The sequence below is a fragment of the Bosea sp. 124 genome (assembly GCF_003046175.1).
Lineage (GTDB): Bacteria > Pseudomonadota > Alphaproteobacteria > Rhizobiales > Beijerinckiaceae > Allobosea.
In genome coordinates, this window is record NZ_PZZM01000001.1 from 4,156,833 (window position 1) to 4,169,651 (window position 12,819).

Here is a 12,819-nt window from a genome sequence, read left to right on the forward strand (position 1 = left end):
GCTATCCGGAATCCGATGACAGAACCCGTTCAACCCGTGCTGCGGGCTACGCCCGAGGCCGCGCTCTTTCGCGACGCCATGGCGCGGGTTGCGAGTGCGGTGCATATCGTTACGACGATCGGGCCTCATGGCCGGATCGGGCTGACCGCGACCGCCGTGGCCTCCGTCTCGGATGCACCACCAACCGTGCTGGTCTGCATCGCGCGCCCAAGCCGGACCCTGGCCGTGATTGAGGCGAGCGGAGTGTTCTGCATCAATACGCTGCCGGGCGATGGCGACGAACTGGCCGAAATCTTTGCCAGCCGGCGGGGCATCGAAGGCGAGGCGCGGTTCGGATCGCGGCGTTGGGGCAGCCTCGCGACCGGAGCGCCAGTGCTGCAGGATGCCGTCGCCGCCTTCGATTGCCGGCTCGTCGCGGCGCATGATGTTGCGACCCACCGCATCCTGATCGGCGAGGTCCTCGGGCTCGGAGGCGCAGCCAAGAGCCCGGCCGGAGCGACGAGCCTGATCTACCGGAAGCGGCAGTTCGAGTCAGTGTAGCCGGTCGAGATGCGCAGGCCCCGGAAACTCAGGCCCCGGCGGCGGCTTCCGCTTCCATCTCGGCGAAGACGCCGGCGGCCTCCTTGAAGGCATGGTTCGAGGCCGGCACGCCGGCATAGATCGCCGTCTGCAGCAGCACCTCCTTGATCTCCTCGCGGCTGAGCCCGTTGTTGATGGCGCCGCGGACATGGATGCGGAATTCGCCCCAGGCGCCGAGCGAGGCCGCGATCGCCAGCACGATGATCGAGCGCTCGCGGCGGATCAGGCCCGGCCGGTTCCAGATGTCGTTCCAGGCCGTGCGGGTGATGAACTCCTGCCACTCGCCGTTGAAATCGGTGACGCCGGCGCTGGCCTTGTCGACATAAGCAGCGCCGAGGACGGCGCGGCGGGTCTTCATGCCCTCGTCGTAGCGGGTCTTCTCGTCCATGGTGGGCTCCTCAGACCTTCAAGAAGTCGAGTACGGCGCCCGTGAAGGCTTCCGGCTGCTCGAGATTGGAGAGATGGGCGGCGTCGAGCTCAACCGTGCGTGAGCCCGGAATGGCCTCGGCAATCAGATGGCCGGCGGCCGGCGGCGTCGCCGGATCGACCGTGCCGATGATGACGAGCACCGGATTGGCGATGCTGTGGATCGCCTCGCGCTGGTCCATGTCGCGGATCGCGGCGCAGCAGGTGGCATAGCCGATGGCCGGGGTCGTGGTCAGCATCTCGCTGACCTTCGCCACGGTCGTGGCGTCGGATTCGCGAAAGCGTGGGCTGAACCAGCGCTCCAATGTGCCCTGGACGATCGCGGCCATGCCCTGGCTGCGCACGGTCTTGATCCGGCCGTTCCAGAGGTCGGCAGGGCCCATATAGGCCGCTGTATTTGCGAGCACGAGGCGGTCCATCCGGTGTCGGGCATGGGTCGCGAGCCACTGGCCGACCATGCCGCCCTTGGAGACGCCGCACCAATGCGCCCTGTCGATGCCGAAATGGTCGAGGATGGCGAGCGCGTCATGTCCGAGCGTCGCGATCGAAAAAGCCTGGTCTGTCGCGGTCGAAAGGCCGTGCCCGCGCGAATCGTAGCGCAGGATGCGGAAGCTCTTCGCCCACTCCGCGATCTGTGGGTCCCACATCGAGAGATTGGTGCCGAGCGAGTTCGACAGCATCAGCACCGGCGCGTCGGCCGGCCCGTCGAAGCGGATGTTGAACGGCTCGCCCCGGATGGTTTCGATCGGCATCGGCGTCTGCTCCTTGGCCCTGCATGTCGCGCCTAACTTTCGTCGCGCCTAATTTGCGGTGATATCGCCGTCGGCCGACAACTGAAGCCAGCGTCCGGCAAGGGATGCCTGTTGCGCTGCGGGCAGGCGGAACGCCGGCGGCGTCGGCCAGCCCATTTCGCGCGCCACCACCAGCCCAAGCAGCAGGATGGCATCGGGCGCGTCCATCAGCAGCGCGGCCGGCGCCTTGCCGGCATGAACGAGCTCAAGCAGCACCGCCGAAGCCGAGGAGGAGCCGATTGTCCCGGGCAGCGCCAGCACGGTTCCGGCGATGCTCTCGCCGCGCTGCGGATGGCGCGCGTCGATGATGGTGCCGGAGCGCGGATCGACGCCGCCCCAGAAACTGATCGGTGCCGTCAGCGCAAGGCAGCGCCCTGAGGCCGCCGGGCCGGGAATCAGTATCTGTGCATCAGGAACTTGGGTGTTCACGACCATGCCTGCCGCTCCCTGACGAGCCGGCCGGTGACGGCGCTCTCGACGCATTCGGCAAGCGAGCCATAGGTCACGGCGTAGCCGGTGTTGCCCGGAGCGTAATGCGCGAACTTGCCGGAATTGGTCATCAGCACCGCGCCCGCGATCTCGGGCAGGATCGGGGTCACGACGACGCAGGTGTCGACGACGAAGATCACGCCGGCCTGCTCCAGCGCGGCGCGACGGCCCTGTGCCTCCAGCGGACGCAGCACATGGCGGCCGGTATTGGCGTAGAGCGGTGTTTTCAGACGGCGCCCTCCGAGGCGACGCTCGACCTCGTCGATCTCGGCCGCCGAGAGATGCGGCGAGCCGATCGCCACCGCATCGATGCGCTCGGTGCCTTCGCTGGTGGAGAGCCGGGCCAGGGCCTGCTGCACAAGCTCGGGCGTCAGCATCAGGGTTTCGCGGGGCGGCAGGCCGCCGAGCGCCGTTGCGGCATCGGGCGCTTCGGGCGTCACGCCCGCGACATGGAACAGGCCGACGCCCCCGGCCGAGGCGGAGGCTGCGCCCAGCGCCTTCAGCCGATCCTCCGTCGTGCAGCCTTGCAGGCCTTCGATGACGGCGACTGCCGTGCCCGCCATGCGGCCGAGGATGGTGCCGAGGACGGGGTAGAACACGTCCGAGGCGCGCAGGCCGCGGCTCAGTCCACTCGCGTCGATCAGCAGCGTCGCGATGCGGTTCTCCGGCCGGTGCAGCCCGTAATCGGGCGCGACACCGGCGATGGCGCAGGCGATGTCGAGGAAATCGCCATAGCGGTTGGTGCGGGCGCCGAGCACCGAATTGCAGAAGACGACGGCGTTGGATTCGCCCCAGGCGACGTCGCTGCCCTGTGCCGGCCGGTGCCCGGCCTGATAGGGCGCGCAGGTCCAGGAGGGCTCGCAGCCCATCGCCTCATAGGCGCGCATCATGCGGGCCGCCATGTCGCGCTGATGCGGCGGCAGCCGGATCGCGGCGCAACCTGCGGGGGTGAGGGCCCCGACGTTCAGCGTCGCGCGGATGCCGACGCGGGCGCCGCCCTCGACCAGCCTTTCGGCGAAAAGCGTGCCCGAATCGCCGTGATAGAGCGCCCCGTCGATATGGGCCGAGGCGACGGGAATCAGCCGCGGCGCACCCATCAGCCGTGCGCTGTCAGCGACGATCCGCATCGCCATTGCGGCGCCGGCGCCATTGGCTCCGGTCGCTACGTGCTGCTGCTGCTGCGTCAGTTCAACCATGGGGGCTCATATGTTCCCGTTCCTCTTCGTAGAGCGCGAGGATGCGGTCGATGATCGAGTCGCTGGCGCCGCGATAGGTCGCGGGGTCGAACAGCGCATCGAGCTCGGCCGGGGTGAGCTTGTTCGAAATCGCCGGATCCTCGCCGATCACCTCGCGCAGATGCCGACCCGAGGCGACGCAGCGACGGCTGGCGTCTTCCAGCGCATGATGGGCGGCGCTCCTGCCCAATGTCTCGGCCAGTGCCAGCGAGACGCGCTCGGCCATGACGAGGCCATTGGTCAGATCGAGGTTGCGGCGCATGGACTCGGGGAAGACCTGCAGGCCCTCGATCAGGGTGACCGCCTGGTTCAGGGCAGCGCCACTGAGGCGGAAGAGCTCCGCCATGGTGCGCCATTCGGCGTGCCAGCCCCCCATCGCGCGCTCATGCTCCTGCGGCATGCAGGCGAGCATGGTCGAGACCAGCCCGGGCGCGCGCTTGGCCGCCGACAGGATCAGGGTACAGAGCACGGGATTGCGCTTGTGCGGCATCGCCGAGGAGCCGCCCTTGCCCGGCGCTTCGGGCTCAGCGAGTTCGGCGATCTCGGTCTGCGCCATCAACGCCACGTCCTGGGCGATCTTGCCGAGATGGCCGACGAGTGCGCCGAGCTGGGCTGCGCTCATGACGAGCCGATAGCGAGCGGTGTGAGAGGGATACAATACCGCGCCGATCGAGGGCATCGTCCTGGCGAAGATCTCGAGAACGGCTTCGGCCCGATCCCCCAACGAGGCCAGCGTCCCGGCCGCGCCACCGAGCTGGTGAGGCACGGTGCCGTAGATCATGAACTGGTCGTGATAGGTCAAGATCGGATTCAGCCACTGCGCCGCCTTGATGCCGAAACTGATCGGAACCGCCTGCTGCAGGAAGGTGCGCCCGATCATCGGCGTGTGGCGATGCGCCCGTGCCAGCCGGGCGAGAGCATGGGCGAGCCGGGCCGAGCGCTTCAGCAGCAGTTCCTGTGCGGACTTGTACTGCTGGGCGGCGCCAGAATCGATCACGTCCTGGCTGGTCGCGCCGAAATGGACCCATTTGGCGGCCTCCGGGTCCTGCGCCGCGACGCGGGCGATCAGGGCCTTGACCAGCGGGATGGCCGGGTTGCCGGCGAGCGTCGCCGCTTGGCCGATCTCTGCCGGATTGTAAAACGCGGCATCGCATTGCGTCGCGATCACGGTTGCCGCCTGCAACGAAATGACGCCGACCTCAGCTTCGGCGCGGGCGAGAGCGGCTTCGAAATCGAGCATGCCCTGAAGGGTCGCGCGGTCGTCGAAGACGGCGGCCATCTCGGAATCGACGAAGAGTTCGCCGAACAGGCCAGGCGCGGCGGAGATCATCAGGAGGCGGGCGTCATGCAGCGGCGGGGGGCGGTCGTCACGCTTCGTCCTCTTGTGCCGGTCGGCGCTTTCCGCTCATGGATAGGCGCGACAGCCTTGGATCAATCCAGGGCAGCGTAGACTTGGGGCATGCCCGGCTGCAACAGCCGGGAAGGCCGCGGTACGGATCTGAGGGAGGAACGCCATGGCGATGACGATGAATGGCGAGGTGACATTGCCCGCCGCCAAGGACGTGGTCTGGGCGAAGCTTAACGACGCCGAGGTCCTGAAGGCCTGTATTCCGGGCTGCGAGCAGCTCAACAAGGACGACGACACGCATTTCTCGGCGGTGGTGAAGGTGAAGCTCGGGCCGGTGAAGGCGAGCTTCAAGGGCAAGGTCGAACTCGTCGATCTCGATCCGCCGAACGGCTATCGCATCCAGGGCGAGGGAGAGGGTGGGATCGCGGGCTTCGCCAAGGGCGGCGCAAAGGTGGCGCTGAGCGATGCAGGCGATGGCCAGACCCTGCTCAGCTACAATGTCGAGGCGCAGGTCGGCGGCAAGCTGATGCAGCTCGGCTCGCGATTGATCGATTCGGTCTCGAAAAAGCTCGCCGACGAGTTCTTCGCCAATTTCGCCAAAGCGGTCAGCGAAGGCTGAGCCGCGTCCTTCGAGCAATCGCGGTCAGCGAAGGCTGAGCCGCGTCCTTCGGGCAATCGCGGTCAGCGAAGGCTGAGCCGCGTCCTCCGGGCGCTCCCGGCCGGCAAGGGCTGAGCCGCATTCAGGATGCCCGGCGAAGCGCCTCCAGGGCGGCGCTGACCGTCGTTTCGGCGGCGCCGACCTGCATCGCGATATCGGCTGCCGCCGCATTGGCGCGGTCGAGCGCGCGGGCGGTCATCTCGATGCTGTCATTGACGGCATTGGCGCGGGCGATCGCCTCGTCGGATGTCTGCGCCACGTCCGAGGCGTCGCGAGCGATGGCGGCGGTGACGGCGCTCTGCTGCGAGACGGCTTCCGAGATCGCTTCCGAATCCAGCCGGATCTCGCCGATGGTGCCGGCGATGGAGGCGGCATGCGCGCTGCACGCCTCGGCGCTCGCCGCCAGCTCGGCGATCTGGCCGGCGATGTCCTGAGTTGCGCTCGCGGTCTGGGTCGCGAGCGACTTGACCTCGGAGGCGACGACCGCGAAGCCGCGGCCGGCCTCGCCGGCACGCGCGGCCTCGATGGTGGCGTTGAGGGCGAGCAGGTTGGTCTGGGCGGCGATGTCGGCGATCATGCCGACGACGGTGCCGATGCTGTCGGTCACGTCGCGCAGGCGCGCAATGGCCTGGTTCATCTGGCCAGCGTCGGCCACGGCACGGTTTGCGATCCTCAGGCTCGCCTGGGCGCGCTGGCCGATCTCGGCAATGTTGGCGGACATCTCTTCGGTGGCGGCTGCCGTCTGGAGCGATTTTTCTCGCACCAGAATCGAGGCGCTGGTGACATGGCCGAGCGTACCCTTGATGAAGCTCGTGGCCTTGCTGGTCTCGCTGGCGGTAGCGACAAATTCGTCGACGGCGCCGCTGATCGTGTCGTCGATGCCCCCGATACGGGATTTAAGCGTGGCGGTCGCCTCGTCAAGGGCCGATGCGCGGCGCTTCGCCTCGGCTGCGCGGATGTCGTAGCCGATGGTAACGGCGGTGTTGGCGTCGAAGGTCAGCAGGCGCTCGATCACGAACAGGTCGTTGGCCCGCTTACGCGGGCGGAGAAAATGGGCGAGCCGCCACTTCCGGCTGAGATGGTTCATCAGCGCAAGCGAGATTGAGACGCGCGGGCGGGCGCCGACTCCTCCCTTCAGTTCGAGGAGGCACAGCGCCTCGGCCGAAGCGGCGTAGGCTTCGCCGAAATCGCCCTCGAACAGATGCCGGAAATGCGCTTTCTCAGCCGCGTAGAGCTCGGGCGCGACAGGTTCGAGCGCCTCCCGCAGGCCGGGATTGATCACGAGCGCCCGCTCGAAATCCTCCTCGACGATCGCGTCGATCACCCGCCCCACCTCGGTGTGGTAGAAGCCGAGGCGCGCGCGCTGGCGCTCGTCGTAGCCGATCGCGCGCAGACGGCGCCCCATCTGGTCGAGAGTCGCGAGTGAAGGCCGATCGTGCATCGACGCCGGAGTCCTTGGCGGGGAAAACCATGGTGTGGGCCGGCCGGTTAAAAATAGAAGAATGCGCGCCGGTGTCGCTCCGGAGGTCGCGGCGTGGCGCCTGAACGGAACGTTTGACCCGAAACGCGCGAAATCGGCGCAAAAAGCGGTCCGATGGAAGCGTGCCGCCGGCTTGACCGCGCAAAAACGCGGGTCCACATTCGGTTTAAAGCTGTTCCAAGGAGAAGTTCGCGCCTGCCGCGAGCCTCCGCTCCAGCGCGCCGAATGGTTATGTCACGAGCCGGGCGTCAGACCCGGGTCACAGGAGGAAGACGATGGCCACCGTTTCAATGACGGTGAACGGGAAACCGGTCACCGGGACGATCGATCCGCGCACGCTGCTGGTGCAGTTCCTGCGCGAGAATCTGCGCCTCACCGGCACACATGTCGGCTGCGACACCAGCCAGTGCGGCGCCTGCGTCGTCCATATCGACGGCAAGGCCGCGAAGGCCTGCACGGTGCTGGCCGTCTCGCTGGACGGCGCCGCGGTGACGACGATCGAAGGGTTGGCGGCGAACGGGACTCTGCACCCGATGCAGGAGGCGTTCCGCGAGCATCACGGGCTGCAATGCGGCTTCTGTACCCCCGGCATGATCATGTCCGCCGTCGATATCGTGAACCGCCGCGGCCATGAACTCGACGAGAAGACGATCCGTGAGGACCTCGACGGCAACATCTGCCGCTGCACGGGTTACCACAACATCGTCAAGGCGGTCGCCGCCGGAGCCGAGGCGATGGCCGGCCAGTCGATGGACAAGAAGGAGCCGCCTCGCCAGGCCGCTGAGTGAAAGGTTGCGAATGAGACGCCGCGGCCCGTGCCATCCCGTGCGGGATTTGTCTTGAGGTCATGACGTGCCCGCCAGAGGCGCGCTGAGGAGGAAACATTCATGTCGGCAACCGGAATCGGCGCATCAGTCCGTCGCAAGGAAGACCACCGCTTCATCACCGGCCAGGGCCGCTACACCGACGACATCAACCGGCCCGGCCAGGCCCATGCCTATTTCCTGCGTTCGCCGCATGCTCATGCCACGCTCAAGTCGATCGACGCCAAGGCGGCGGCCGGCATGCCGGGCGTGCTCGGCATCTATACCGGCGACGACCTCGTGGCGGACAAAGTCGGCGGGCTGATCTGCGGCTGGATGATCCACAACAAGGATGGCTCGCCGATGCGGGCCGGTGCGCATCCGGCTCTGGCGCAGGGCAAGGTCCGCTATGTCGGCGACCATGTCGCCGTCATTATCGCCGAGACGCTGGCGCAGGCGCGCGACGCCTCCGAGGCGATCATGGTCGATTACGGCCTGCTGCCGGCGGTGGTCGATACGGCCAGCGCCGCAGGTGCCAAGACGGTCGTCCATGCGGAAGCACCGGACAACACAGTCTTCAACTGGCATCTCGGCAACAAGGACGAGACCGAGGCCGCCTTCAGGACGGCCAAGCACGTCACGAAGCTCGACATCGTCAACAACCGCCTCGTGCCGAACCCGATGGAGCCGCGCGCGGCGGTCGGCGACTATGACGCCGGCGAGGGCATCTTCACGCTCTACACGACGAGCCAGAACCCGCATGTGGCGCGGCTCGTGCTGTCGGCCTTCATCGGCATTGCGCCGGAAAACAAGCTGCGCGTGGTCGCGCCCGATGTCGGCGGCGGCTTTGGCTCGAAGATCTTCATCTATGCCGAGGAGACGGTCTGCGTCTGGGCGGCGAAGAAGGTCGGCCGGCCGGTGAAGTGGAATTCCGACCGCACCGAGGCGTTCCTGTCGGACGCGCATGGCCGCGACCACGTCACCCATGCCGAACTCGCGACCGATGCGGAGGGCAGGATCACGGGTTTGAGGGTCAAGACGACGGCCAATCTCGGCGCCTATCTCTCGACCTTCTCCTCCTCGGTGCCGACCTATCTCTATGCGCCGCTTTTGTCGGGCTCCTACGACATCCCGGCGATCTATGCCGAGGTCGATGCAGTCTACACCAATACCGCGCCTGTCGATGCCTATCGCGGAGCAGGGCGGCCGGAGGCGACCTTCGTGGTCGAGCGGCTGATCGAGGTCGCGGCACGCGAGCTCGGCAAGGACCCGGCAAAATTCCGGATGCAGAACTACGTCAAGAAGTTCCCGCACCAGACGCCGGTCATCATGATGTACGACGCTGGCAATTACGCCGCTTCGATGAGGAAGGCGCTGGAGATCATCGACTACAAGGGCATCGGGAAGCGCAAGCGCGACTCGGCCCGCGACGGCAAGCTGCGCGGCATCGGCTTCTCCTCCTATATCGAGGCTTGCGGCATCGCGCCGTCGGCGGCGGTCGGTTCGCTCGGCGCCGGCGTCGGCCTGTGGGAATCGGCGGAGGTCCGGGTCAATCCGATCGGCACGGTCGAGGTTCTGACCGGCTCGCATAGCCATGGCCAAGGCCATGAGACGACTTTTGCCCAGCTCGTCTCCGACAAACTCGGTATCCCCATCGAGAACGTCTCGATCATCCATGGCGACACCGACAAGGTGCAGATGGGCATGGGCACCTATGGCTCGCGCTCGGGCGCGGTCGGCATGTCGGCGATCTTCAAGGCGGTCGACAAGGTGATCGCCAAGGGCAAGAAGGTCGCTGCCTATGTGCTGGAGGCCGACGAGGCCGATATCGACTTCGCGGACGGGCATTTCTCGGTGAAGGGCACCGACCGCAAGCTCGATTTCGGATCCTGTGCGCTGCAAGCCTATGTCGCGCACAAGTTCAACGGGCAGGATCTGGAGCCGGGGCTGAAGGAGGGGGCGTTCTACGACCCGACCAACTTCACCTTCCCGGCCGGCGTCCATATCTGCGAGCTCGAGATCGACCCGCAGACCGGGGTGACCAGGATCGAGCGCTGGGCGGCGGTCGACGATTTCGGCAACGTCATCAATCCGATGATCGTCGAAGGCCAGGTCCATGGCGGCATCGCCCAGGGTGTCGGCCAGGCGCTGCTCGAAGGTGCGCGCTACAATGCGGACGGCCAGCTCTTGACCGCGAGTTTCATGGACTACGCCATGCCCCGCGCCGACGATTTGCCGTCCTTCGATGTCGGCATGACGGTCACGGCCTGCCCGTCCAATCCACTCGGCATCAAGGGCTGTGGCGAGGCCGGTGCGATCGCCTCGCCTCCGGCCGTGATCAACGCCATCACCGATGCGCTCGGCCATGAGGACATCGCCATGCCGGCGACGCCGCAGGCCGTCTGGCGCGCGGCGCAGAAGAGCATCCGGAGAATGGCTGCCGAATGAATACGCGCCATGGTCGGGCTTGCCCCGACCATCTCCTCGAGGTGAGGCGCCCTCAGCGCTTGCCAGGACGAGATGCTCGGGGCAAGCCCGAGCATGACGGTTCCCGAACGAAGCGGAGACACATCATGTACGCCTTCACCTATCACCGTCCGGGCTCCGCGCGTCAGGCCGCCGGGCTTCTCGCCAGGAAGGAGGACGCCAAGATCCTCGCCGGCGGGCACACCCTGCTGCCGACGATGAAGCAGCGCTTGGCCTCGCCGAGCGCGCTCGTCGATCTCGGCGCCTGCGGCGATCTCAAGGGCATCGCGCGCAAGGGGCGCACCGTCGTCATCGGCGCGATGACGACCCATGCCGAGGTTGCCGAATCGGCGATCGTGCAGGAGGCGATTCCGGGCCTCGCCTGGCTCGCCTCGCATATCGGCGATCCGCATGTGCGCCATCGCGGCACTATCGGCGGCTCCGTCGCCAACAACGATCCTGCGGCGGATTATCCGGCGGCCTGCCTCGCTCTCGGCGCGACGGTCGTCACCAACAAGCGCAAGATCGAGTCAGACGACTTCTTCACCGGGCTCTACGAGACGGCGCTGGAGGAGGGCGAGATCATCACCAAGGTGGTGTTCCCGGTGGTGTCAAAGGCGGGTTACGCCAAGTTCCGCAACCCGGCGTCACGCTATGCGCTGGTCGGCGTCTTCGTCGCCAAGCGCGGTGCCGAGATCCGCGTCGCGGTGACGGGGGCAGGCGAGGGCGGCGTCTTCCGCTGGCCGGAAGCCGAGGCCGCCCTCAAGGCTCGCTTCGCACCGAAGTCGCTCGAGGGTCTCAAGGCGACCGCCAAGGGCATCAATGCCGACATGCATGCGGATGCGGATTACCGCGCGCATCTGATCGGGGTGATGACGAAGCAGGCGGTGGCGCAGGCGACGGGGAGGTAGCGCACGAGCGCAAGCCAGCACAGGCGCGCAAGGGTGATGCGCCATGTCATGGCCGGGCTTGACCCAGCCATCTCGTCTGGCGCCTTCTTGCCATCGTTTACGAGATGCTCGGGGCAAGCCCGAGCATGACGCGAGTTGTCATGCCCACATCCCTCCCGACCTCCATCGACGCGACGCTGGCCCTGCTTCAGTCCCAGGGCTATGTCGCGGATCGCGCGCTCGCGACCGTTCTGTTCCTGGCACTTCGAATGAAGCGGCCGCTGCTGCTCGAGGGCGAGGCCGGCACCGGCAAGACCGAGATCGCCAAGGTGCTTGCCGGCGCGCTCGGACGGAAGCTGATCCGGCTGCAATGCTATGAGGGGCTCGACCTCGCATCCGCCGTCTACGAGTGGAACTATGCCGGGCAGATGATGGCGATCCGTCTTGCCGAGGCCGGCGGTGCGACCGGGGATCGCGAGCGGCTGGAAGGCGACATCTTCTCGGAGAAATACCTGATCAAGCGGCCGTTGTTGCAGGCGCTGGAGCCGCAGGAGGGCGGCGCGCCGATCCTGCTGATCGACGAACTCGACCGCACCGACGAGGCCTTCGAGGCGTTCCTGCTCGAGGTTCTAGCGGATTCGCAGGTGACGATCCCGGAACTCGGGACGATCAAGGCGGCTGAGCCGCCGATCGTGATCCTGACCTCCAACCGCACCCGCGAAATCCATGACGCGCTGAAGCGGCGCTGTCTCTATCACTGGGTCGGCTATCCCGATGCTGGCCGCGAACTCGCGATTCTGAAGGCACGCGCGCCGCACGCCCCGGCGAAGCTGGCGAAACAGGTCGTCAGCTTCGTCCAGGCGATCCGCAAGGAAGAGCTGTTCAAGGCGCCGGGTGTCGCCGAGACGCTCGACTGGGCGACTGCGCTGGTGGAACTCGATGCGGTCGCGCTTGATCCCGCGCTGGTCTCCGACACGCTGGGCGCCTTGCTCAAATACCAGGACGACATCCAGGCCATGCAGGGCTCGAAGGTGAAGGAGCTGCTGGATCAGGCGAAGTCCGACGCGCGGGCGTGACCCTCCGGCCGACGAACCTGCGCCATATCAAGGACGATGCCTGGCGGGGCGATCATCACAGAGTCCAGGACGTAGCGGGGCAGCGGAGAAGCGATCATGAACAACGATCTCAGGGCGATCGAGGCGGTGGCCCGGACTTATCTCGACGGGCTCTACGAGGGCGATGTCGCCAAGCTTGAGCACGCCTTCCATCCGACCAGCGCGCTGACGACGGCTCTGGAGGACGGCACGATCAAGATCGTGCCGCGCGACGAGTGGCTGAAGGCCGTCAGCGAGCGGCCGTCGCCGAAGGCTGCCGGCATGACGCGGGGCGACCACATCCTGACGATCGACATCGTCGGGCCGACGCTGGCGCTGGTGAAGGTGAAATGCCAGATGCCGCCGCGCTATTTCACCGATCTGCTCTCCTTCCTGAAGGTCGAGAGCAAATGGCAGATCGTGCAGAAGGTGTTCATGACCGAGATGGGGCCATGAGGCTTGCTCTCATCGTCACGGTCGGGCTTGCCTCGACCATCCACGTCTTCGCTGGGCGGGACCTATGATTGAGACGTGGATGCTCGCCACAAGGGCGAGCATGA

13 protein-coding genes are annotated in these 12,819 nt (G+C 66.8%); 7 read left to right on the forward strand and 6 right to left on the reverse strand.

The genetic code is table 11. The annotated features are described in order from the left end of the window. Positions 1-15: 15 nt before the first annotated feature. On the forward strand, positions 16-540 hold the full coding sequence (locus tag C8D03_RS19720; RefSeq protein ID WP_108048937.1) for a flavin reductase family protein: 525 nt from the start codon (positions 16-18) through the stop codon (positions 538-540). Positions 541-568: 28 nt separating this feature from the next. On the opposite strand, the gene pcaC is transcribed toward C8D03_RS19720, so the two are convergent. From pcaC to pcaB, 5 genes are read right to left on the reverse strand one after another with little or no spacing between them, the layout of a single operon-like run. After that, positions 569-967, reverse strand: coding sequence for a 4-carboxymuconolactone decarboxylase (gene pcaC, locus C8D03_RS19725; RefSeq protein WP_108048939.1), 399 nt, complete (start codon positions 965-967; stop codon positions 569-571). A gap of 10 nt (positions 968-977) precedes the next feature. Beyond that, positions 978-1,757: a 3-oxoadipate enol-lactonase gene (gene pcaD / locus C8D03_RS19730; RefSeq protein ID WP_108048941.1), complete on the reverse strand. Its 780-nt coding sequence runs from the start codon at positions 1,755-1,757 to the stop codon at positions 978-980. Positions 1,758-1,805: 48 nt separating this feature from the next. After that, complete coding sequence (locus C8D03_RS19735; RefSeq protein WP_108048943.1) at positions 1,806-2,231, reverse strand: aconitase X swivel domain-containing protein; 426 nt, start codon at positions 2,229-2,231, stop codon at positions 1,806-1,808. Next, positions 2,222-3,481: an aconitase X gene (locus tag C8D03_RS19740; protein WP_108048945.1), complete on the reverse strand. Its 1,260-nt coding sequence runs from the start codon at positions 3,479-3,481 to the stop codon at positions 2,222-2,224. Before C8D03_RS19740 ends, C8D03_RS19735 begins: the two co-directional genes overlap by 10 nt. After that, on the reverse strand, positions 3,474-4,850 hold the full coding sequence (pcaB, locus tag C8D03_RS19745; protein WP_108048947.1) for a 3-carboxy-cis,cis-muconate cycloisomerase: 1,377 nt from the start codon (positions 4,848-4,850) through the stop codon (positions 3,474-3,476). The genes C8D03_RS19740 and pcaB overlap by 8 nt, the downstream gene beginning before the upstream one ends. Positions 4,851-5,034: 184 nt before the next feature. Here pcaB and C8D03_RS19750 point away from each other — a divergent pair, with 184 nt between their 5' ends. Next, entirely contained in the window at positions 5,035-5,487 is a 453-nt protein-coding gene (locus C8D03_RS19750; protein ID WP_108048949.1) for a CoxG family protein, read from the forward strand. Between the two features lie 121 nt (positions 5,488-5,608). Here C8D03_RS19750 and C8D03_RS27005 read toward each other — a convergent pair whose 3' ends face one another. Continuing rightward, positions 5,609-6,967, reverse strand: coding sequence for a methyl-accepting chemotaxis protein (locus tag C8D03_RS27005; protein WP_146170237.1), 1,359 nt, complete (start codon positions 6,965-6,967; stop codon positions 5,609-5,611). A 314-nt stretch (positions 6,968-7,281) separates the two neighbouring features. Here C8D03_RS27005 and C8D03_RS19760 point away from each other — a divergent pair, with 314 nt between their 5' ends. The 5 genes from C8D03_RS19760 (at position 7,282) to C8D03_RS19780 (ending at position 12,715) form a co-directional block, all read left to right on the forward strand. Further along, positions 7,282-7,794, forward strand: coding sequence for a (2Fe-2S)-binding protein (locus C8D03_RS19760; RefSeq protein ID WP_108048953.1), 513 nt, complete (start codon positions 7,282-7,284; stop codon positions 7,792-7,794). 99 nt (positions 7,795-7,893) lie between these two features. After that, positions 7,894-10,257 (forward strand): xanthine dehydrogenase family protein molybdopterin-binding subunit, encoded by a 2,364-nt coding sequence (locus C8D03_RS19765; protein WP_108048955.1) that lies wholly within the window; start codon positions 7,894-7,896, stop codon positions 10,255-10,257. Positions 10,258-10,382: 125 nt separating this feature from the next. Next, positions 10,383-11,186, forward strand: a complete 804-nt coding sequence (locus C8D03_RS19770) for an FAD binding domain-containing protein (RefSeq protein ID WP_108048957.1) — start codon at positions 10,383-10,385, stop codon at positions 11,184-11,186. Positions 11,187-11,326: 140 nt separating this feature from the next. Continuing rightward, entirely contained in the window at positions 11,327-12,241 is a 915-nt protein-coding gene (locus tag C8D03_RS19775) for an AAA family ATPase (protein ID WP_108048959.1), read from the forward strand. Between the two features lie 96 nt (positions 12,242-12,337). Further along, positions 12,338-12,715 carry a nuclear transport factor 2 family protein gene (locus tag C8D03_RS19780; RefSeq protein ID WP_108048961.1) on the forward strand — a complete coding sequence of 126 codons (378 nt, stop codon included), beginning with the start codon at positions 12,338-12,340 and terminating at the stop codon, positions 12,713-12,715. Positions 12,716-12,819 lie beyond the last annotated feature (104 nt).

Coding starts and splice junctions, on each gene's coding strand:
- pcaD (WP_108048941.1), bottom strand. CDS start 1,757: ATGCCGATCGAAACCATCCGGGGCGAGCCGTTCAACATCCGCTTCGAC.
- C8D03_RS19775 (WP_108048959.1), top strand. CDS start 11,327: ATGCCCACATCCCTCCCGACCTCCATCGACGCGACGCTGGCCCTGCTT.
- C8D03_RS19735 (WP_108048943.1), bottom strand. CDS start 2,231: ATGGTCGTGAACACCCAAGTTCCTGATGCACAGATACTGATTCCCGGC.
- pcaC (WP_108048939.1), bottom strand. CDS start 967: ATGGACGAGAAGACCCGCTACGACGAGGGCATGAAGACCCGCCGCGCC.
- C8D03_RS19765 (WP_108048955.1), top strand. CDS start 7,894: ATGTCGGCAACCGGAATCGGCGCATCAGTCCGTCGCAAGGAAGACCAC.
- C8D03_RS19760 (WP_108048953.1), top strand. CDS start 7,282: ATGGCCACCGTTTCAATGACGGTGAACGGGAAACCGGTCACCGGGACG.
- C8D03_RS19770 (WP_108048957.1), top strand. CDS start 10,383: ATGTACGCCTTCACCTATCACCGTCCGGGCTCCGCGCGTCAGGCCGCC.
- C8D03_RS19740 (WP_108048945.1), bottom strand. CDS start 3,481: ATGGTTGAACTGACGCAGCAGCAGCAGCACGTAGCGACCGGAGCCAAT.
- C8D03_RS27005 (WP_146170237.1), bottom strand. CDS start 6,967: ATGCACGATCGGCCTTCACTCGCGACTCTCGACCAGATGGGGCGCCGT.
- C8D03_RS19720 (WP_108048937.1), top strand. CDS start 16: ATGACAGAACCCGTTCAACCCGTGCTGCGGGCTACGCCCGAGGCCGCG.
- C8D03_RS19750 (WP_108048949.1), top strand. CDS start 5,035: ATGGCGATGACGATGAATGGCGAGGTGACATTGCCCGCCGCCAAGGAC.
- pcaB (WP_108048947.1), bottom strand. CDS start 4,850: ATGATCTCCGCCGCGCCTGGCCTGTTCGGCGAACTCTTCGTCGATTCC.
- C8D03_RS19780 (WP_108048961.1), top strand. CDS start 12,338: ATGAACAACGATCTCAGGGCGATCGAGGCGGTGGCCCGGACTTATCTC.